General features: G+C 71.6%; 17 protein-coding genes. 7 read left to right on the top strand and 10 right to left on the bottom strand.

The features are described 5' to 3' along the window. Positions 1–5: 5 nt before the first annotated feature. Both recR and OHA19_RS21950 read right to left on the bottom strand, forming a co-directional pair. The gene (gene recR, locus OHA19_RS21955) at positions 6–605 is read right to left on the bottom strand and encodes a recombination mediator RecR (protein WP_124719582.1); all 600 of its coding nucleotides are present in this window, start codon (positions 603–605) and stop codon (positions 6–8) included. 123 nt (positions 606–728) lie between these two features. Continuing rightward, on the bottom strand, positions 729–1,064 hold the full coding sequence (locus tag OHA19_RS21950; RefSeq protein WP_405721613.1) for a YbaB/EbfC family nucleoid-associated protein: 336 nt from the start codon (positions 1,062–1,064) through the stop codon (positions 729–731). Positions 1,065–1,433: 369 nt separating this feature from the next. On the opposite strand from OHA19_RS21950, the gene OHA19_RS21945 reads away from it, so the two are divergent. Next, entirely contained in the window at positions 1,434–2,228 is a 795-nt protein-coding gene (locus tag OHA19_RS21945; protein ID WP_405721616.1) for an SLATT domain-containing protein, read from the top strand. Positions 2,229–2,431: 203 nt separating this feature from the next. Here OHA19_RS21945 and OHA19_RS21940 read toward each other — a convergent pair whose 3' ends face one another. The 3 genes from OHA19_RS21940 to OHA19_RS21930 form a co-directional block, all read right to left on the bottom strand. Next, positions 2,432–3,082, bottom strand: a complete 651-nt coding sequence (locus OHA19_RS21940; protein ID WP_405714138.1) for a hypothetical protein — start codon at positions 3,080–3,082, stop codon at positions 2,432–2,434. Between the two features lie 123 nt (positions 3,083–3,205). Beyond that, a complete protein-coding gene (locus OHA19_RS21935; RefSeq protein WP_405751245.1) occupies positions 3,206–3,952 on the bottom strand; it encodes a GntR family transcriptional regulator in 747 nt (248 codons plus the stop codon). A gap of 117 nt (positions 3,953–4,069) precedes the next feature. Next, positions 4,070–5,443: an aspartate aminotransferase family protein gene (locus OHA19_RS21930; protein ID WP_405714141.1), complete on the bottom strand. Its 1,374-nt coding sequence runs from the start codon at positions 5,441–5,443 to the stop codon at positions 4,070–4,072. A gap of 222 nt (positions 5,444–5,665) precedes the next feature. On the opposite strand from OHA19_RS21930, the gene OHA19_RS21925 reads away from it, so the two are divergent. After that, positions 5,666–7,591, top strand: a complete 1,926-nt coding sequence (locus OHA19_RS21925) for a serine/threonine-protein kinase (RefSeq protein ID WP_405751242.1) — start codon at positions 5,666–5,668, stop codon at positions 7,589–7,591. Between the two features lie 52 nt (positions 7,592–7,643). Here OHA19_RS21925 and OHA19_RS21920 read toward each other — a convergent pair whose 3' ends face one another. Genes OHA19_RS21920 through OHA19_RS21910 form a run of 3 tightly spaced genes read right to left on the bottom strand, consistent with a single transcriptional unit; the run spans position 7,644 to position 11,950 of the window. After that, complete coding sequence (locus tag OHA19_RS21920) at positions 7,644–9,146, bottom strand: nickel transporter (protein WP_405751239.1); 1,503 nt, start codon at positions 9,144–9,146, stop codon at positions 7,644–7,646. A gap of 12 nt (positions 9,147–9,158) precedes the next feature. Next, positions 9,159–10,475 carry a tetratricopeptide repeat protein gene (locus tag OHA19_RS21915; RefSeq protein WP_405714147.1) on the bottom strand — a complete coding sequence of 439 codons (1,317 nt, stop codon included), beginning with the start codon at positions 10,473–10,475 and terminating at the stop codon, positions 9,159–9,161. Then, positions 10,472–11,950: a DUF4331 domain-containing protein gene (locus tag OHA19_RS21910; RefSeq protein WP_405714149.1), complete on the bottom strand. Its 1,479-nt coding sequence runs from the start codon at positions 11,948–11,950 to the stop codon at positions 10,472–10,474. The genes OHA19_RS21915 and OHA19_RS21910 overlap by 4 nt, the downstream gene beginning before the upstream one ends. Before the next feature lie 291 nt (positions 11,951–12,241). On the opposite strand from OHA19_RS21910, the gene OHA19_RS21905 reads away from it, so the two are divergent. After that, complete coding sequence (locus tag OHA19_RS21905; RefSeq protein ID WP_405714151.1) at positions 12,242–12,940, top strand: hypothetical protein; 699 nt, start codon at positions 12,242–12,244, stop codon at positions 12,938–12,940. 86 nt (positions 12,941–13,026) lie between these two features. On the opposite strand, the gene OHA19_RS21900 is transcribed toward OHA19_RS21905, so the two are convergent. Further along, positions 13,027–13,413: a hypothetical protein gene (locus OHA19_RS21900; RefSeq protein WP_405714153.1), complete on the bottom strand. Its 387-nt coding sequence runs from the start codon at positions 13,411–13,413 to the stop codon at positions 13,027–13,029. A gap of 175 nt (positions 13,414–13,588) precedes the next feature. On the opposite strand from OHA19_RS21900, the gene OHA19_RS21895 reads away from it, so the two are divergent. From OHA19_RS21895 to OHA19_RS21885, 3 genes are all read left to right on the top strand, one after another. Beyond that, positions 13,589–14,425 (top strand): Scr1 family TA system antitoxin-like transcriptional regulator, encoded by an 837-nt coding sequence (locus tag OHA19_RS21895; protein ID WP_405714155.1) that lies wholly within the window; start codon positions 13,589–13,591, stop codon positions 14,423–14,425. Then, on the top strand, positions 14,422–14,658 hold the full coding sequence (locus tag OHA19_RS21890; RefSeq protein WP_405714157.1) for a DUF397 domain-containing protein: 237 nt from the start codon (positions 14,422–14,424) through the stop codon (positions 14,656–14,658). Before OHA19_RS21895 ends, OHA19_RS21890 begins: the two co-directional genes overlap by 4 nt. Positions 14,659–14,804: 146 nt before the next feature. After that, entirely contained in the window at positions 14,805–16,793 is a 1,989-nt protein-coding gene (locus OHA19_RS21885) for an Ig-like domain repeat protein (protein ID WP_405751236.1), read from the top strand. Positions 16,794–16,821: 28 nt separating this feature from the next. Here OHA19_RS21885 and dnaN read toward each other — a convergent pair whose 3' ends face one another. Beyond that, complete coding sequence (gene dnaN / locus OHA19_RS21880) at positions 16,822–17,949, bottom strand: DNA polymerase III subunit beta (RefSeq protein WP_405714161.1); 1,128 nt, start codon at positions 17,947–17,949, stop codon at positions 16,822–16,824. Between the two features lie 384 nt (positions 17,950–18,333). Between dnaN and OHA19_RS21875 the strand changes: the two genes are divergently transcribed. Then, positions 18,334–19,812: a helix-turn-helix domain-containing protein gene (locus OHA19_RS21875; protein WP_405721619.1), complete on the top strand. Its 1,479-nt coding sequence runs from the start codon at positions 18,334–18,336 to the stop codon at positions 19,810–19,812. Positions 19,813–19,835 lie beyond the last annotated feature (23 nt).

Here is a 19,835-nt window from a genome sequence, read left to right as displayed (position 1 = left end):
CGGCGTCACACATCGAGCAGGCGCCTCCCCTCGAAGGCGCGACCCAGGGTGACCTCGTCCGCGTACTCCAGGTCGCCGCCGACCGGCAGGCCGCTGGCCAGTCTGGTGACCCGCAGGCCCATCGGCTTGACCATCCGCGCCAGGTACGTCGCGGTGGCCTCGCCCTCCAGGTTGGGGTCGGTCGCCAGGATCAGCTCCGTGATCGAACCGTCGGCGAGGCGGGCGAGCAGCTCACGGATGCGCAGATCGTCCGGGCCGACGCCCTCGATCGGGCTGATCGCGCCGCCGAGCACGTGGTACCGGCCCCGGAACTCACGGGTCCGCTCGATCGCGACGACGTCCTTCGGCTCCTCGACCACGCAGATCACCGACGGGTCCCGGCGCGTGTCCCGGCAGATGTTGCACTGCTCCTGCTGGGCGACGTTGCCGCAGACCGAACAGAACCGGACCTTGTCCTTGACCTCCAGGAGGGCATGGGCGAGGCGACGCACATCGGTCGGCTCGGCCTGCAGGATATGGAAGGCGATCCGCTGCGCGCTCTTGGGACCGACGCCGGGCAGCCTGCCCAACTCGTCGATGAGGTCCTGAACCACGCCTTCATACAACGGGAACGCCTTCCTTTCCTGTTCAGTCGGTGACGACCAGTGCTGCCTGTCGGTGACGGCCGGCTGCCTGTCGGTGATGACCGGCTAAGACCGGTGATGAGTTGCGCCGGAGGATTCAGCGGGTCAGAAGGGGAGACCGGGCATGCCGCCCAGGCCCTGGGCCAGCGGGCCCAGCTTCTGCTGCTGGAGCTGCTGCGCGTTCTCGTTCGCCGCCTGGACCGCGGCGACGACGAGGTCCGCGAGCGTCTCGGTGTCCTCCGGGTCGACGGCCTTCGGGTCGATCACCAGATTGCGGAGCTCGCCGGAGCCGGTCACTGTCGCCTTCACGAGACCACCACCCGCCTGGCCCTCGACCTCGGTCCTGGCCAGTTCCTCCTGGGCCTCGGCGAGGTCCTGCTGCATCTTCTGGGCCTGCTGCAGCAGTTGCTGCATATTGGGCTGACCACCACCGGGAATCACGGTCACTCCTGGCAATTCGACGACAAAATGTTTCGGTAAGCCGAGCCTACGTGGTCCCCGGGCAGCGCGCCCCACTCACTGGCGCGCAACTCTTTCGAGTGAGTTTCAGGCAGCCCTTGCCAGCCTCCTATACCTGATCACAGCCTCCGCGCACCCGGGCATACCGCGTTTTCTACCCCACGGCCCACCATTCGGCGGTAGGAAGGGCATGCGCATCAGGTCACACAGGCGCACCGGTCGTCACGCAAGGTTACGTACGCGGGACTGTCGGCCACGCCGGAGAGCAGTGAGCACCCCGCCGTCGAACACATCGCCACTTCAGGCGTCGCTACGCAGAATGCAGAGGAGTACCCGGTGAGCCAGCCGGAGATGCAGCCCGAAGGGCCGCCCCGCAACGAGCCCGGTCCGGCCGGCTCGGCCGGTTCCTCCGGTTCGGACTCCGGCGCACACGGCCGGGATACCCGGGGCGGGGGCGGCCGGGGCGGGGATCTGATCGGTACGCCGTTCCCGACCGGCGACTGGGGCGAACCCTCCGACCGCCTCGACGAGTTGTACCGCTGGGTCGAGACCGACGCGCTGCGCACCGCCGGCTGGTACCTCAACGACCGGGTGCGCAAGCGCCGCGGGGCCAGGACACTGCGGATCGGCACGGCGATCGGGGCGGTCGCTGGGACCGCGCTGCCGCTGCTCGATCTGACCGGGGCGCTGCCCGAGGCGGCGGGCTGGGGCTATCTGTCGCTGCTGCTGGGCGCCGCGTGCATGGCGTGCGACCGGTACTTCGGCCTCACCTCCGGCTGGATAAGGGACCTCGCCACCGCCCAGGCCGTGCAGCGGCGCCTCCAGGTGCTGCAGTTCGACTGGGCGTCGGAGTGCGTACGGGAGGTGCTCGGCCCGACCGAGGGGACGGCCAGCGAGGCGGCCGAGCGGTGCCTGGGGGTGCTGCGGCGGTTCTCGGAGGACATCACGGAGCTGGTGCGGACCGAGACCGCGGACTGGATGGTGGAGTTCCGGGCCGGGCCCGCGCCGATGGGGATGCAGGCGCTGTCGTCGGGCACCGGGAACGGCGGGCGTCCGGATCAGGGCGTGCTGTCGGGGCGGTTCCCGCTCCAGACGATGACCCGGCCGAACATGCCGCGCCAGCGCCCGCCGGAGTCACCGCGATGACCGCCGGAGGCCCGCGACAGCTGCCGGAGTCACCGCGGCCGGCGCCCACCGGAGCCACCGCGACCGCAACAGCCGGAGCCACCACGCCGGCGCCCGCCGGAGACCCGCGATGACCTCGCGATGACCCCGGCGGTGCCCGGCCGTCCGGGAAGCGCCCTCCGGGAAGCGCCGCCCGGGAAGCGCCGTCCCGGGCCGTACCGGCCTCAGCTGAAGATGATCATGGAGCCTTGGGCGAGGCTGCGGGTGGCCGCCGCGTGCAGGCCCAGCCAGACGTGCCGCTCGCGGGCGAACGGGCTGTCGTCGTACGGAATCGGCGCCGCCGGTTCCTCCAGGGAGGTCGGCGCGGCGGGCGGCAGCGGGGCGGCCGGCGGGTTCGCCGGGTCGATGCCGATGGACGGGGCGACGTACTGCAGCTCCCGCAGCAGTCCGTGCGCGGAGCCGAGCGGGCCGCCGCCCGCCAGCAGGTCGTCGTTGGAGAGCGGTGCGGCGAAGTCCAGCGGGACGTATGCCCCGGCGTGGTCGTAGTGCCAGACCAGGTGGGACTGCTGGGCCGACGCCTCGAACATCTCCAGCAACTGCTCGTAGTCCCCGCCCAGTTCGCCGACCGGCGTGACGGCAAGGCCGCTGAGCTGGAGCAGGAAGGCGCGGCGCAGGAAGTGCAGGGCGTCGTAGTCGAAGCCCGCGACCGGGGCGACGTCGCCCGTCAGACCCGGCATGTAGGCGTACACGGGGACGGGCGGCAGTCCGGCCTCGCCCAACGCCTTGTCGTAGACGGCTATCTCTTCGGCGAACGGATTGTCGGGGCTGTGGCACAGCACATCGACGAGGGGGACCAGCCACAGGTCACAGGCCACGAAGTCTCGCTCTCCCCTTGGGTGCGCATGGAACGTGTGGAACGTTCGGGATGGTCGTGCCAGCGTAATGCGGTGGGCGCGTTGCGCACAGTGGCCGTTGCCTGCGGGGAGCGGGGACGGGTCCTACGGCTCCGGCGTACCCGCGACCGGCTCCTGCCCGCCGCGCCCCGGATGTTCGAGCTCTCCCGCCGCGAGCCGGTCCGCCCAGTTCAGCGCGTGCGAGCTGTAGTCGTCCATCACCCCGCGCACCGCGTCGTGGTCGCCGAGGGTGATCGCCGCGACCAGGTCCGGATGACCGTGCCAGAGCCAGTCCCGGGCCCTCGTGTCATGGCGCAGGTACGGCACCGCGAACACCCAGGCCTGGACGCGCAGTCGGTGCAGGAAGTCATTGATGTAGGCGTTGCCCACCAGCGCGCCCAGCTCGCGCCAGAACCGCAGGTCGTAGCCGATGAGGATGTCGAGGTCGCCGCCCAGCGCCGCCCGCGCGGCCTCCTGGGCCCTGCGGCGCACCGAGACCAGGCAGTCCCGGTACACCGCCAGCTGCGTGGGCGAGAGTCCCGGGCCGAAGAAGATGCCGCGGATGACTCCGTCGATGACCAGACTGCGGGCCTCGACCAGCGCCCGGTAGTCGGCGACGGTGAATTCCCGTACCCGGAATCCCCGGTGCTGGTCCGATTCCAGCAGCCCCTGCGCGGACAGGTCGAAGAGCGCCTCCCGCACCGGCGTCGCGGAGACGCCGTACTGCTCGGCGATCTGCTTGACCGTGAATTCCCGCCCCGGTTGCAGACGTCCGGCAAGCACTTCGTCACGCAGCGCGTCCGCGATCTGCTGCCGCAGCGTACTGCGGGTCACAGCTCCGCTCGCGCCCATGGCGCCCCTCCCCGTTCTTCGTTTCCGGTCACCTTAAGCCAGGGCCGCTGTGCCCGGATCCGGGCAGGGGAGGGGCGTCGTACCGCGGGCCGCGTAACGCACGGCCCGCGGTACGGGTCACGCTGTGTGCTCGTCCGCGACCGACAGCGCCGCGTCGAGAGCCGCGAGGCCCTCCTTGGCCTCGGCCTCGGTGATGTTGCAGGCCGGGACGGCGTGCGTGCGGTTCATGTTGATGAAGGGCCACAGGCCGTTCTTCTTGGCCGCCGCGCCGAAGGCCGCCATCGGCGCGTTCGCCTCGCCCGCCGCGTTGTACGGGACCAGCGGCTCGCGGGTCTCCTTGTTGCGGACCAGGTCCAGCGCCCAGAACGCGCCGATGCCGCGGACCTCGCCGACCGACGGGTGGCGCTCGGCGAGTTCGCGCAGGCCGGGGCCGAGGACCGTCTCGCCGATGTGGGCGGCGTTCTCGATGACCTTCTCGTCCTCCATCACATGGATGGTGGCGACGGCGGCCGCGCAGGCCAGCGGGTGACCGGAGTACGTGAGTCCGCCGGGGTAGGCGCGGGTCTCGAAGGTCGCGGCGATCTCGGCGGAGATCGCGACGCCGCCGAGCGGTACGTAACCGGAGTTGACGCCCTTGGCGAAGGTCATCAGGTCCGGCACCACGTCGAAGTGGTCGGCGGCGAACCACTTGCCGGTGCGGCCGAAACCGGCCATGACCTCGTCGAGGATGAAGACGATGCCGTACCGGTCGCAGATCTCGCGGACGCCCGCGAGGTAGCCGGGCGGCGGCGTCATGATGCCCGCCGTGCCGGGGATCGTCTCCAGGATGATCGCGGCGATGTTGCCGGGGCCCTCGTAGGCGAGGGTGTCCTCCAGGTGCTGGAGCGCGCGGGCACACTCCTCGGCCTCGGTCTCGGCGTGGAACGGCGAGCGGTAGAGGAACGGCGCCCAGAAGCGGACGACGCCCGCCGAGCCGTTGTCCGACGGCCAGCGGCGCGGGTCACCGGTCAGGTTGATCGCGGTGGAGGTGGCGCCGTGGTACGAGCGGTAGGCGGAGAGCACCTTCGAACGGCCGGTGTGCAGCCGGGCCATCCGGACGGCGTTCTCGACGGCCTCGGCACCGCCGTTGGTGAAGAAGATCTTGTCCAGGTCACCCGGGGTGCGCTCGGCGATGAGGCGTGCGGCCTCGGAGCGCGCCTCGATCGCGAACGCGGGGGCGAAGGTGGCGAGCTTGCCCGCCTGCTCCTGGATCGCGGCGACGACGGTGGGGTGCTGGTAGCCGATGTTGGTGTAGACGAGGCCGCTGGTGAAGTCCAGGTAGCGGTTGCCGTCGTAGTCCCAGAAGTACGCCCCCTCGGCGCCGGCGACGGCGAGCGGGTCGATCAGGCCCTGGGCGGACCAGGAGTGGAACACGTGCGCGCGGTCGGCGGCCTTCACGGCCGCACCGGCAGCGGGGTCGACATGCGGGGCATGAGGGGCATGAGGGGTCATGCGGCGAGCGTAGGCCGTGCCGGGAGCGGGCCGACATGGCCACCTTGTATGGCGTGAGGCACTCTGCTGGGCAGGGTGTCGGGTCGCCGGCATGCGGGACCGGGGCGGAACGGGGACCACAGCACGCAACCGGCCCGGCCACGCGCTGCGTGGATCCCTATGATCGAGCGAGCCACGCCAGGCATCGCTCAGTTCGAACCCGGGGGAAGGACGTTCAGCGCCATGCAGAGCCTGACGCCACAGGATCCGCGTGCCATCGGCGCGTACCGGCTGCTGGGCCGTCTCGGCGCCGGCGGCATGGGCCAGGTCTATCTGGCCCGGTCCGACCGCGGCCGCACCGTAGCGATCAAGCTGGTACGGGGCGAACTCGCCGAGGAGCAGGAGTTCCGCGACCGCTTCCGCCACGAGGTACGGGCCGCCCGCCAGGTCGGATCCGCCTGGACCGCCCCCGTGCTGGACGCCGACACCGAGGCCGCCGTGCCCTGGGTCGCCACCGGTTACGTCGCCGGCCCCTCCCTGCATGCCACCGTCACCGGCCGCTCGCGCACCCCCCAGGGGGCCACCTCGGGTGCATACGGTCCCCTGCCCGAGCGTTCGGTCCACATCCTGGGGGCCGGTCTCGCCCATGCCCTCCAGGACATCCACGCCGCCGGGATCGTCCACCGCGACCTCAAGCCCTCCAACATCCTGCTGACGATCGACGGGCCGCGCGTCATCGACTTCGGCATAGCCCGGGCACTCGACACCGTCGTCGACGGCGCCGTCACCCGTACCGGGGCCCTGGTCGGATCACCCGGTTTCATGTCGCCCGAGCAGATACGGGGCGAGCGGGTGACCCCGGCGTGCGACGTGTTCTGTCTCGGCTCGGTACTGGCGTACGCCTCGACCGGCCGGCTTCCGTTCGGGCCGTCCGACAGCAACCCGCACGCGCAGATGTTCCGGATCGCGCAGGAGGAACCGGACCTGACCGGCGTCCCCGTGGACCTCGTCGAGCTGGTCCGGGACTGCCTGCGCAAGGACCCGGCCGCCCGCCCGACGACGGACGCGATCCTGGAGCGCCTGGCCGGCGGAGACACGGCGGAACCCTGGCTCCCGGGCGCCCTGATAGCCCAACTCGGCCGCCATGCGGTGGAGTTGCTGGACTCCGAGGACCCGGAGGAGAACCCGGCAGAGGCAGTGCCCCCGGCAGCACCCGCAGCACCCGCGGCGTCAGCGGCGTCAGCGGCGTCAGCGGCGTCAGCGGCGTCAGCAGCACCGGATCCCACGCCGCCCACACACCCCGCGGACCGCCCCGCCCACACCTTCCCCACGGCGGCCGACGCCCCTACCCCACCCACCACACCCGCCTCCGCTCCCACACCCACACCCACGCCCTCGCCCGCGTACGGCTACCCGCCGCACCCCGGCCAGGGCTTCGGCCCCCAGCAACCCCCAGCCGGCTACGGATACCCGCCGCAGCAGCCGTACCACCAGCAACAGCCGCAACAGCAGCCCGGATTCGGCAGCACGCCCCCGTACGGCCCCGGCTACCCCACCGCCCCGCAACAGCCCGCCCCCGAACCGGCCCGCCGCCGGAGGGGCTCGACCATCGCGCTCGTCGTCGTCGCGGTGCTCGTGGCGATAGGGGCGGGCGGATCCGTCTACGCGCTCATGAACGGCAAGCCGGTGGGCCCCACACCGGGCCCCACCCGCTCCTCCTCCCCCACGGACACCTCGTCGGACTCCGCCACGACCGACGACCCGTCCGCACCGGACCCCTCCCCCGGTGACGAGCGGAAGAACGGCGACGGCCCCATCCCGTCCGGGTACCTCGGCAGCTGGTCGGGCTCCCTCGAGAGCGCGGCCGGCCACTCCACCCGGAAGCTCGTCATCCAGCAGGGCACGGTCGGGCAGAGCGTCCTCACCCTCACCGCGGACGGCCCGCTCGACACCGGCGGCTCCTACCACTGCGTCTTCCAGGCCGAACTGACCGCGGAGCCGTCCGCGGGCGGCCCCGTCGAGGTCGGCCCCTCCACGGTCACGGTGGGCGAGCCCATGACGTCCTGCACGGCGGGCAAGGCCACCAGGCTCACCCTGCTCCCGGACGGTTCGCTGCGCCGCGAGAACATCGACAACGGCGAGCAGCTCACGTACACGAAGGACGACTGACCGGACCGGGTGACCGGACCGGCTGAACGGATCGACTGGACGAACCGGACGATCAGGTCAGACTGCGCACCGTGAGGCCGATTCCCACCGCGATGACGGCCAGCGCGGTCAGGACGCTCGCGTACGGGGTGCAGCGCCGCAGGGCGGGCAGCCGCCGCTCGCCCAGGGCGGCGAGCCGGTTGCCGCCGCCGGCCAGCAGCAGCCCGGCGGAGGTGAGGGTGAGCGCCATGCCGACGCCGTAGCCGACGACCAGCAGGACTCCGAAGAACGTACGGCTGAGCGCTACGGCCCCCAGCAGGACGACCAGCGCGGACGGGCTGGGCACCAGCCCGCCCGCCAGACCGACCCCGAGCAGCGAGGGCAGCCCGGTCCGGCGGGAACGGCCGTGATCAGGCCCCTGCTCGTGGTGAGGCCCATGCCCGTGCGAATGCCCATGCCCGCGACCGCGACCGCGACCGTGCGGAGTCGGGTGGCCCGTCCGCAGTGCTCGTACCGCCGTCACCACAAGTCCCGTCCCCAGCACCACGATCACCGCCCCGCTCACCGCCCCCAGCCACCCCAGCAGCCGCTCCCCCAGGAAGCCGCCCCCCGCCGTCAGCACCAGCCCCACCGCCAGCACGCCCGCCGTGTGCGTCACCGTCACCGTCGCACCCACCGCGAACGCGGCCCGCACGCCGCCCTCCTTCCGTGCCAGGCAAGCGGCGACGGCGAGTTTCGCGTGCCCCGGCAACGCCGCGTGCCCGGCCCCCAGGAGCATCGTCAGCAGGATCGCGAGCAGGCCCACCGGCACCGTCAGATCCCGGCCCGACGTCAGACCGGTGAGCCGGTCCTCCAGCGCCGGGAAGAGAATCGCCCCCCGGTCCACGGCCGGGGCCACGCCCGGCAGCCGGGACCCGGCGGCACCCGCCCCGCCCGCCGGACCCGCCGCACCCGGCTCCGTACGGATCCGGGCATCGACCACGTCCGACGACCGGCCGCCGTCCCCGCCCGCGGGGTAGCTCCGCAGCGCATCGCTCGAACTGCGCTCCGGCACCGAGGAGTCGACCAGCCGGACCCCGCTCCCGACCGCGGTGATCTCCTTCCAGCCCGTCCGCGCCTCGTCCGCCCCCGAGGCGAACGTCACGTCGGCGGGCCCGGACAGATCGGCACCGGCCCGCAAAGCGCAGGTCAGCCGGGCGATGGGCAGGCCCGCCGCCCCTTTCCCGTACGTCAGGGAGGTGCGCCCGAGGTGCCAGTCGAGCGCCTCGCCGTCCACCGAGACCCGGGTCCGCCCGGCCAGTTCCGCGCACCGGGCCGCCGCGCGGGTGGCGGCCTCCGCCGCCGAGACCGTCCCGTCCCGGTCCCGGTCGGTGGCCTCCTCGTCCTGGGCGGTGGGGATCTCCGCACTGTCGACGACAGCCGTGTCCTCGATCCCGTCCGGCACGAGCCGCAGCCCGTCGTAATGATTCAGGCTGAAATTCCCCAGCGGATGGGCCGGTTGGGCATGGACCTGCGGTGCGGTGGTCAGGCAGAGAAGCAGCGCGGCGGGCACCGCACGGCTGATTCGCTTCGTCAACAACGCGAGAACTCAGTTCTGTTGGATCTTCTGCTGGGCCTTCTGCTGGGCCTTCTGTTTCAGCATTCGGGTGGCCAGCGGAGCGTGGTACGGCGCGAAGTGCGGGTTCAGGGCCAGTGCCTCCCGCAGGTGGCGGTCGCCGTCGGGCAGCCCGAGCGAGTGCTCGATCGCGCCCCGGTGGTACCGGAACAGCGCGTTGCCCCACCCCGTCCGCGCAGCCTTCCGGGCGTAGCCGACGGCTTCCGCGTCGCGCCCCGCGCGGTGCAGCGCCCAGCCCAGCGCGTCGGCCACGATCACGCTCCGGGCCCGCTTCCACTCCCCGCGCATCAGCTCCACCGCGACCTGCGGGTCACCGTGGTCGGCCACGTACAGGGCGAGATGCGGGTCGACCGGCCCGCCGGAGGCACGCAGCAACCACACCTGCGCGTCCAGCGCCGCCTTCTCCCCCCGCACCCGGTCCCCGCCCCCGCCCAGCTCCACGGCCTCCGCCAGGAACTGCGGCAGCGGAGTCCGCGCCACCAGCCGCCGGTACGTCTCCAGGGCCTTCGCCGTGTCACCGCGCACCGCGTACACCCTGGCCAGCCCGGCCTCCCCGAACGGGTGGCCGGGAACGGCGTCCACCGCCCGCCGGTAGTGCCGCTCAGCCCGGTCCACCGCGCCCGAGGACCACGCCAGGTCCCCCGACCTCGCCTCGGCGAAGGCGCGTTCCTCGGCGGTGGACGCGCTGTCCACGGCCCGCTGGATCGCGATCGCGGCGTCCTTCGGCCGGCCGTCGGTCTCCAGGTCGTACGCCGCCCTGCTGTACGCGGCCCCGGCCGGAGCGATGTCCAGCAGGCGCTGCACGGCCGACCGGGCCGCCGGGTAGTCGCCGAGCTGGATCTCCGCGTCGGCCAGTACGGCGTAGCCGTCCGCCCGGTCCGGCGCCATCCGGGTGGCGCTCAGCCCGAACTTCCGGCCGTCCGCGAACTCGTGGCGGGCGTTGGCCACCAGCCCCTGGCCCGTCACGGCGGCGTAGTTGTCCTCGCGTTTGAGAGCCAGCGAGCGGCGCAGGGCCTCGTCGGCCGCGTCGAGCCGGCCCGCGTCGAGCGTGACGCGGGCCTGTTCGACCTCCGCCCGTGCCAGGCCCGACCAGCCCGTCGGGTCGTCCGGGTAGCGCTCCGTGCGCTTGCGGGCCGTGGCGACCGCGAGGCTCACGGCGTCGGGCACCGCACCGGCCTGCGGGGCGGCGGCCGCCGGGTGGTCGTCCGTGCCGGGACCGAGGTACAGCAGTCCCGCCACGCACCCGGCGACGGCCACCGCCGCGCCCGCCACGGAGATCGGACGCCTCACGGGCCCGCGTGCGGGAGGTTGAGGTACGGGAACGTGTTCTGCGCGTCGGCGACCTCCAGGGCGGCCACCGGCTTCGGCAGCAGTCCGGGCGGCGACGGCTGGGCGGGCTCGCCCTCCAGCATCCGCAGCAGCGGTCCGTCGATGTTGTCGTTGAGCCGGCGCCCGTTGGGGAAGCCCTGCCGGTCGCCGTCGAGCACGCCCATGGCGCGGGGCGCGGCGGTGATCGGCGTCGTCAGGTTCAGCCGGAGTTCCTCGGCCATCACGATGAGACCGCGGTCGGCGTCCGCGTTCATGGTGTGGGTGTTCAGGTCGAAGCCGAACTTCGAGCCGTTGTCCTCGCCGATGCCCTTCAGGAACAGGGCCTGGATGTCGGTGCGCGGAGTCGCCGGTGCCGGGTACCCCTGGGCGGCCTGGACGCGGTGCGGCGGTACGGGGTCGAGGGTGTCGGCCAGGAACTCGTTCTCCAGGTGGTCGTCCTTCGGCGCCCGTGCCTGGAACCGGTCCTCGGGCCCGCCCGGCCTGGAGAGGCCGACGGTGGAGCCGTACACCGTGAACGCCAGGTGCGGGGTGCCCTGCCGCGAGACCTGACGGAACGTCGGGGCCTGCTTCGCCAGGCTGCGGCCCAGGTCCGCCCCCGGCCGGGAGACGCTCGCCCACACCCCGATCACCGGGTTGCGCGCCGGGTCGCCCTTCAGCGCCACCTCGCTCTTGGGCACCTGGATGATCAGGCTGTTCACGTTGAGCACCGACAGCGGCTGGGCGTCCGGCAGCCAGCCGGGCACGGGCCCCCGCGTCCCGACCGTGTACAGGCCGAAGACCTGGGTGTCCGCCTTGAACGAGTCCGCGACCTGGCTCGCGAGGGTCTGCCCGCCACCCGGCAGCTTCCGGATCGCCTGCGAGCGCAGCTTGCCGTAGTCCGGCATCAGGAACCGGCCAGTGTTGGTGGGTGCCGCGATCGCGTCGCTCAGCAGCGTCTGACTGGCGCCGCCCGCCGTGACCCGCTCCAGGTTGTACTTCTGACGCACCCCGAGCGACCGGTCGTCCAGCGAAGTCACCGGCGCCGGACCGACCTTGGGCCCGAGCCCTAAGGGCCTGCGGTCGTCGTCCCGGAAGGTCCAGCGGTACGTGGTGTCGGGCACCCCGTCACCGTCGGCGTCCGTGTGGATCTCGTACCGCGCACCTGTGGCGAACGGATAGTCCACCAGCGCGTTGAGCGCGGTCCCGGGCATCTCGAACGGCCGGACGTTCGCAATGAGGGTGACCATGTCCGGGTTGTCGGGGCTGCTGAACGCGTAGACGTCGGTGAGGTCCACCGCCGTGTCCAGCACGGATGACGGAGCGTCGATGTGGCCGCCCGCCTCACTGCTTCCGGTCAGCGGCCCCCACAGGGACGCGGCGGTCAGTGCGGCGGCGGCGGTCAGTGCGGCGAGGCGGCCGGATGGAAAGCGGCGTGGCTGTCGGACAGTTGCGGACATGCGACGCTCCAGTGCTCGGTGGGGGAGTCCGCCCAGACTGGTGCGCTGTTGATCATGACGCGAACCCAGCGCGCCGTTCGCCGCCAATCGCGTGGAGCTTTTCCGCCGGGCGGTCTAAAGATCGTTTCGCCGAACGCACATGTATGCATTCATGGACATACCCGACGGGCGATCGAGAACCCTGACGCCTCTGCGTCGATCGGTCAACTCGACTTTCCATACAACCTGTTGGGCGGCCCGGACAGTTCTGGTCCGGAAGCCCCCCACGCAGTAACAGACCAGGAAGGCCCCATGAGTATGCGCGCAATCCGCCGTCTCACCGTCCTCGCCGCAGTGGCCGCACTTGCCATGCCGCTCGGCCTGGCATCGGCCGGAGCAGCCGACTCGACGTCCGCCCCGGCCACCCTCACGGCGGCTGCCGACCCGTTCCCCGGCGCGTACATCTCCCCGTGGGGAGACGCCCAGGTGGAGCTCAGCCCGGAACTGCTGGGCTGGATGCGGACCGAGGGCATCACACTGGACGCCATCAGCCCGTTCGAGATGGACGCGGACGGCCGGGGCTTCTCCATGCCGATCGGCTCGACGGCGGGTGACGGTCTCGACTCCCGGGGCCGCATCTTCTACCCCGGTGGCCTCACCTTCCGTCACGCCGCCTCGAACACGACCATCACGCTGAAGCCGACGTACATCCGCGTGATGCCGACCCCGGGCTACTCCGCCGGGGTCGCGGTGAACGGTGTACCGGTCGCCGACGAGCTGATGATCGCGGACACGACCCCCGCCGAGGCCCTGCTCGGCGCCCGCCCGAGCCCCACGGGCTTCCGGCTGGAGAAGGTGCCGTTCCGCATCACCGCCGAGGCGTCGGCGATGTTCGCCCAGGTGACGGGCCGTCCAGGTCCGCGCGTCGGCAGCCTGCTCGGCACGCTCACGCCGAACTTCGACTACATCCCGGGCCAGACCTCCTCGCCCATCGGCTTCCCGAGCTTCTGACCGGCCCTTCCGTTTCGGTCGACGCCCGGCCGGTCCCGTTCGCGGGGCCGGCCGGGCGTCGGCCGTTTCGTGCTGCCCGCGCCCGGTCAGCAGAGCAGGGCGGTCGCGGCGTGCAGCAGCAGCATCGTGTGGACGAGCCGGTCCGGCGCCGTGGGCGGGAAGTGCCAGGCCAGTGGCCAGGTCCGGCCGCTCAGTGCCGGGATCGGTACGTAACTGATCCGGCCCGCCGTCGCGTTGAGCCGGGTCACCCCCGCCGGCCACGGTTTGCCCTCCGTGCTCCCCGCCGTGACGAGGAAGTACACCGCCCGCCGCCCGTTCGCCTCGGTGACGACGGGGCCGGGCTCGCCTCCCGTGATCGCCTCCATCAACCCGGCCAGCCGACGCCCTTCTTCCCCGTCCACGCGTACGGCGTCGAATTGCACGCCTGCTCTGCGCAGTTGAAATCCGGAGTACGGAATCCACTGGAGGTTCATTTCACTTTTCGGCCCATTCACAGGACCAGTCTGACCCTGGTTGGCTACCGTTTTACGTGACTGACGAGGGGCGTCGCATACCCGTTGACCTGCGCGAACTCCCTTGAACCTCAGTTGAGTTCGGCGGGGCTGGGTAGTGACCGGTTGAGACCGGTTGAGTCGAAAAGGGATCGCAATGGCGCGAGCGGAAAACAAGGAAACGGCGAGTCCGACGGCCAAGTTGGTGGCCGATGTGGCCAAAAATGCCCGCATGCGGAAGAAGCTGACTCAGGAACAACTCGGAAAAGAGATCGGCTTCTCGGCGGCGGCGGTGAGCGCCATGGAGACGTGCGCGCAGCCCGCGAGCGACGACATGTTGGCGGGGCTGGAGCGGGTACTCGGGGACGGCATGGGTGTGTTCGAGCGGGCGCGACTGTACATGCGGATGGAGGCGTATCCGCCGCAGTTCAAGCCCCATGCGCCGCTTGAGCAGGCGGCTCTTACCCTGAGCCTGTACTCGATCGATGTCGTACATGGCCTGTTCCAGACGGAGGACTATGCACGAGCGCTAATCGGGGGCGGCTACCCGCCACTGTCCGAGCAGCGGGTGCAACAGCTGGTAGAGGCGCGCATGCTTCGCAAGGCGCTCTTCGATCGGGATCCGCTGCCCATGATCGAGCTGATCCTGGAAGAGTCAGCACTCACCCGGGTGATCGGCAGCACGGCCGTCATGAAGGCTCAGATGCGACAGCTCGCGGAGTACGCCCGCCGTCGCAACGTAACGCTTCACGCAATGGCGCTGGACTGCGGGAAGTCCGGAGAGCATGCAGGCGCGAGGGGTGGAATGACGCTGGTGGAGACTCCGCAGCACGAGCGCCTCGTCTACCTGGAGCCGCAGGACGAGAGTCTGCTGATCAGCGACCCGGGGAAGGTGAGTACATACGCGCAGCGCTATGCGAAGATCCGGTCACAGGCCATGGGTCCTCGTGAATCGCTGGACCTCATCGAGCGGTTGGCAGGAGTAGAGGAATGAGCAGCACCCTGCGGTGGTTCAAGTCCAGCTACAGCGACAGCGGTGGCGGCAGCTGCATCGAAGTCGCCCTCGACTGGCGCAAGTCCTCGTACAGCAGCGACAGCGGCGGCGAGTGCATCGAGGTCGCCACCTGCCCCCACTCCGTCCACATCCGGGACTCCAAGGTTCCCGACGGGCCCACCTTCGCGGTCGCTCCCGGTGCCTGGGCGGCGTTCCTCACCTGGGCGGACTGACGTTTCGCGGGGCCGGGGGAGGCGTCCTGCCCCGGGCCCCGCAAATGTGTAGGAGTTGTGGACGCCATGGCATACCCTGCGTTCGTGGGCCGCACCCCTCTCATCTCGGGTGCCACGGCCCTCTCTTACCGTGGGGGTAATTCATTTTGCGCACGCGCAGAATCTCGGCCGCGACCTCGCTCGCGGTTCTCTTCAGTTCCGTAGTTCTGATCGGCGGTGCGGCGAATCCGGCCGCTGCCGATTCCACCAAGGTCATTCCCGCCGCTTCGGTCGGCGACATCGTCGCGGACGGTGTGCACAAGCGGGTCTTCATCAGTGACCCGACCGGCGGCAAGGTGCTCGTCACCGACTACAACGGCGCGGTCGTCGGCACCATCGCCTCTCTGCCGGGCGTGACCGGCCTCGAACTCTCCGCCGACTCCGGCACGCTGTACGCCGCCGTGCCGGGTGCCGACGCGATCGTCACCATCGACACGGCCGGGCTCACGGAGTCCGCCCGGTACGCGACCGGCGAGGGCACCGACCCGAAGCACCCGGCGCTGGCGGGCGGCAAGCTCTGGTTCGGCTACGGGGCTGCGGCCGAGGGCAACATCGGTTCGCTCGACCTGTCCGGCGCCGAGCCGGTCGTCACCCTGGACCAGGACCCGAACCGCACCTGGTACGCGGCCCCGACCCTGGCGTCCACGCCCGGTGCGCCGGGCACGCTGGCCGCCGGTATCGAGGGCCAGAGCCCCGCGCAGCTGGCCGTGTACGACGTCGCCTCGGGGACGGCCACGCAGACCGCGCAGGTGCGCACCGACGGGGGCAACCTGCGTGACCTGGCGCTGAGCCCGGACGGACAGCAGGTCGTGGTGGCCAGCGGGTACCCGTACCACCACCAGGCGTACCGGACCTCGGACCTCACGCCCGGGACCACGTACCCGTCCGACGCGTACCCGAACGCCGTGGACATCGCCCCGGACGGCACGGTCGCCGCGGGCATCGACGGTTCCTACGAGCCCGACGTGTACGTCTACAAGCAGGACACCACCAAGCCGATCCGGACGTACGACTTCCCCAACACCGGCACCAGCAGCGGCTCGGATCTCCTGGCTCCGGCCGGGCTGGCCTGGGCGCCGGACACCAGCCGGCTGTTCGCGGTCACCGAGAACAGCGCGGGCGTGCGTTCGCTGCGGGTGCTCACCGATGCCGTGAAGTCCGCGAGCACCGTCACGGTCAGCGCCCCGGCGAAGTCCGCGCTCGGCAAGAAGCTCACCGTCACCGGCCGGGTGAAGTCCGACGGCACGTTCCCGGCGGGCGCCAAGGCCACCGCGACGCGTACCGACATCGAGTCGCCCAAGGGCAAGGCGCTGCCCTCGGTGGCGCTGAAGTCCGACGGCAGCTTCTCGTTCACCGACACCCCGACCGCCGGTGGCCAGGTCACGTACAAGGTCTCGTACGCGGGCGACGCCACCCACTCCGCGGCGTCCGGTTCCGACAAGGTCGCCGTGCCCCGGACGGTCACCTCGCTGACCCTGAACCACAACAAGGCGCTGTACTCGTACGGCGCCGACGTGACGTTCACGGCGCACCTCGGCAAGACGTACAAGAACCGCACCGTCGAGCTGTGGGTGGACCCGTTCGGGTCGGACAAGCCGAACAAGCTGGTGAGGACCGGCAAGGTCAACTCCAAGGGCAACCTGTCGACCACGGTCGACATGACCCGGGACACCACCGTCACCGCGGTCTTCAAGGGCGACGGCCGGTACACCTCGAAGAAGGTCACGTCGACCGCGTACGCCAAGGTGAAGGTCTCGACCTCCGTCTCGAAGCAGTACAAGACGGCGAAGATCGGCAAGACGTCGTACCGGTACTTCCACAAGAAGACCGACCCGGTCTTCACGACGACGATGACGTACTACAAGAACCGCGCGCACAAGCTGTCCCTGCAGCTGTACTACCAGGGCAGGTGGTACGACGCGGGCTCGGAGTACTTCAAGCTCGGCACCAGCGGCAAGTCCATCGTGACGCTGAACGGCACCCATGACACGGGCTACCGGATGCGCGTCCGTGCCTCGTACGTCAACGGCACCTCGGGCGACACGGTGAACTCGACCACGCACGGCGCCTGGCAGTACTTCATCTTCACGAAGTAACCGTCCGGCGCCCCGGCCCCGCCCCGCTCTACACCAGCGGCTTCGCCGACATCAGAAGGTGCTGGTGAGCGGGGCGGGCGCCGTCCGGCTGCGCGTCCCCGGCAGCCGGACGGCCGGTCACCATCGCCCGCTGTCCCGGGCCCATCAGCTCGAACCTGATCACGGGGGCGCCGAACGAGCCCAACGCGTCCATCAGATACGCGGGGTTGAAGGCGACCGTCAGGTCCTCGGCGCCCTCCAGCACGGCGGGCAGGCGCTGGGAGGCGATGTCGTCCTCGTAGCCCGCCTGGAGCAGCACCGAGCCCTCGGAGAACGTGAGATGGAGCGGGCTGCCGCCCTCCGCGACCACGGCGACCCGTTTGACGGCCTCGACCAGGGGCGCCCGGTCCGTCTCGGCCGTGACCGCGCCGGTCATCGCGAACAGCTTGTCGTGGCGCGGCAGCCGGCCGTCGAGCAGGCGCACCGTCGTACGCATCCCGGCCAGCTCGAACCCGGCCGAACCTCCGTCCAGCGCCAGGCTGACCATGCCGCCCCGGCCGAAGGAGCGGGCGATCTCGGTGAGCCGGCGGGCGGAGACCACGACATCGGCCGGGGCACCGTCCCGGCCGGGCTTCCAGGAGAGGGTGCGCACCGCGAACCGGTAGCGGTCCGTGGCGGCCAGCGTCATCGTGTCGCCGTCCAGCGCCAGCCGGATGCCGGTCAGGATCGGCAGCGCGTCGTCCCGGCCCGCCGCCACCGTCACATGGGCGACGGCCGCCGCGAACTCCTCCGCGTCCACCGCACCGAGCACCTCCGGCAGCGACGGGAGCGCCGGGTAGTCGTCGAAGGGCAGCACCGAGAGGCCGAACCGGGCACCGTCACTCGCCAGCGAGAACCGCGAACCCTCGACCGCGCACTCCACCACCTTCTCGGGCAGCACCTTGCAGACATCGAGCAGCCGGCGGCCCATGACCAGCACCTTCCCGGCCCGTACGGTCTCCGCCTCCACCTCGATGCGGGCGGACGCCTCGTAGTCCAGCCCCGAGATGCTCAGCCGCCCGTCGGCCGCCTCCAGCAGCAGGCCGCCCAGCACGGGAACGGGCGAGCGCGTGGGCAGCACCCGGGCCGCCCAGGCCACGGCATCGGTCAGTGTGCTGCGCTCGATGCGGAATTCCATGGCGGCGGCCTCTCCCGGTCGGCTTCGATCGCGGACGCGATCGTGATCCGACAGTAGGGGCCCCCACTGACAACGGAGGGGCGCGAGAAGTCGGGCGCGAGGACCCGGGGCTCAGTCACCCGGAACGTAAAAAACGGTTGCGGCCGACGACAGCGGCCACCCCCGTGAGCCGCTGCTGTCGCCCCCGTACCCCTCCCCCAAGAGGTGCCGCAACCGTGTTCGGACTCTAGGTCCTCGGGTACGTAGCCGAAAGCTTCAATTCGCACCGTGTGGACCCGTGGCGGGTATCAGTCCGCACAATCAAACCGGTAGCCTTCGTTCCGGTTTTTGAGCAGGAGTGGAGGACTTGTGCGCGCGCGGGAACGGGCCGATGACGTACTGCGGATGTACCGGCTGGCCCGGTCGGGCGGATCCCGGGAGCTGCTGCACTGGGTGTCCGGCCGGGCGGCGGGCTGGGCCGGTCTGCTCGACGGGGACGGCACCGTGCTGCACGGCGTGACCCGGAGCCCGGCCGGTACGGGGGTGGAGGCGGCCGAGCTGGCGCGCGAGTACGCGAAGAAACTGCCCGGTCTCGACGCGCGCTCCTTCTCCTTCGACCGGGGGACGCACACCGCGCTGCTGTTCCCGCTGGACGGCCCGCCGGACGCCGCCGCCCCGATCCTGGCCGTGGTCGCACCCCGCCCGCTGCCGGACGGGCTCGCCCTGCTGCTCGCCGACGTGGCGATGCCGCTCGCCATGTGCTGGGCGGCGGAGGCCGTGGAGCGCAAGCGGCGCCGCGTGGACCTCGCGGAGTCCCGCAGCCGGGAAGCGGTGCTGCATCTGCTCATGACGGGTCAGCTGTCCATCGCGCACCAGGTGGCGGGCGCGCTCAAGCCCAACCTGCCCGACCCCGTCCGGGTGTACGTCGTGGAGTGTCCGGCCGGCCGCCGGGACGAGGTGTCGCGGATCTGCGCGGAGCTCTCCGGCGGCCGGTCCTGGATCGTCCGGTGCCCGGTGTACGCCCGCCATCTGATCCTCGTCGTACCGGCCGACGCGGGCCTGGCCGAACAGCGGCTCGGCATCCGGGTCACCGAGACGGTCACCGAGTGCGTCGCGGGGGTGAGCGAGGACGTACCGCTGGCCGACACGGCGACCGGCTACCGCCAGGCGTTCCACGCACTGGCGGTGGCCCGCGGGCTGCCCGACCGGCACGCCCGCTTCGGCTCGGCGCCGGACCCGGCCGTGGCCGCCGGGGCGGCCGGGGCGCGGTGGGCGGACGAGCTGCTGCACCCTCTGCTGACGTATCTGCCGCGCCGCGCCCAGGACCCGGGCAGCCAGGAACTCGCGGCGACGCTCGCCTCCTGGCTGGCGTTCTCCTCGCACGCGACCCAGCATCTGAAGATCCACCGCAACACCCTGGCCGCCCGGCTCCGGCTGATCGGCGAACTGCTCGGCCTGGACCTGAACCGGGTCGGCGACCAGGCCACCCTCGACCTGGCCCTGCGCATCCGCGCCACCCCCACCGCGCCCGGCAGGGCCCGCCGGGACGAGCGTGCGGCCCGGCCGCCGCTCGGCCTGGACGACGTCCTGGACGTGGCGGCCGTACGGGAATGGGCGGCCCAGCAACTGCGCCCGCTCACCGCGCCCGGCCTCGCACGGAACTCCGCCGACCCGTGGGAGACCCTCCGCACCTGGCTGGCCAGCGAAGCCCAGCTCACCCCGACGGCCGAGGCGCTGGGCATCTCGGTGCCGGGCATCCGCAAGCGCCTCACCCGGCTCGAAGCGGTCCTCGGCCGCTCACTGCTCCAGACACCCAGCGCCCGTTACGACCTGTGGCTCGCCTTCCGGGCCCTGGACCTCACGGAGACCGGCACCGCCCGCTGAACCGGAACGGGGGCGTGTCCGGC

Source organism: Streptomyces sp. NBC_00012, from assembly GCF_045040875.1.
In the GTDB taxonomy this organism is placed as follows: domain Bacteria; phylum Actinomycetota; class Actinomycetes; order Streptomycetales; family Streptomycetaceae; genus Streptomyces.
The sequence above is the reverse complement of the archived record's forward strand: the minus strand, read 5'-3'. Positions and strand labels throughout refer to the sequence as shown.

Excerpts from the sequence above, each read along its gene's own strand:
- OHA19_RS21895 (WP_405714155.1), top strand. The coding sequence starts at position 13,589 with ATGGCGCGAGCGGAAAACAAGGAAACGGCGAGTCCGACGGCCAAGTTG.
- OHA19_RS21925 (WP_405751242.1), top strand. The coding sequence starts at position 5,666 with ATGCAGAGCCTGACGCCACAGGATCCGCGTGCCATCGGCGCGTACCGG.
- OHA19_RS21905 (WP_405714151.1), top strand. The coding sequence starts at position 12,242 with ATGAGTATGCGCGCAATCCGCCGTCTCACCGTCCTCGCCGCAGTGGCC.
- dnaN (WP_405714161.1), bottom strand. The coding sequence starts at position 17,949 with ATGGAATTCCGCATCGAGCGCAGCACACTGACCGATGCCGTGGCCTGG.
- OHA19_RS21890 (WP_405714157.1), top strand. The coding sequence starts at position 14,422 with ATGAGCAGCACCCTGCGGTGGTTCAAGTCCAGCTACAGCGACAGCGGT.
- OHA19_RS21935 (WP_405751245.1), bottom strand. The coding sequence starts at position 3,952 with ATGGGCGCGAGCGGAGCTGTGACCCGCAGTACGCTGCGGCAGCAGATC.
- OHA19_RS21875 (WP_405721619.1), top strand. The coding sequence starts at position 18,334 with ATGTACCGGCTGGCCCGGTCGGGCGGATCCCGGGAGCTGCTGCACTGG.
- OHA19_RS21930 (WP_405714141.1), bottom strand. The coding sequence starts at position 5,443 with ATGACCCCTCATGCCCCTCATGCCCCGCATGTCGACCCCGCTGCCGGT.
- OHA19_RS21900 (WP_405714153.1), bottom strand. The coding sequence starts at position 13,413 with ATGAACCTCCAGTGGATTCCGTACTCCGGATTTCAACTGCGCAGAGCA.
- OHA19_RS21910 (WP_405714149.1), bottom strand. The coding sequence starts at position 11,950 with ATGTCCGCAACTGTCCGACAGCCACGCCGCTTTCCATCCGGCCGCCTC.
- OHA19_RS21945 (WP_405721616.1), top strand. The coding sequence starts at position 1,434 with ATGCAGCCCGAAGGGCCGCCCCGCAACGAGCCCGGTCCGGCCGGCTCG.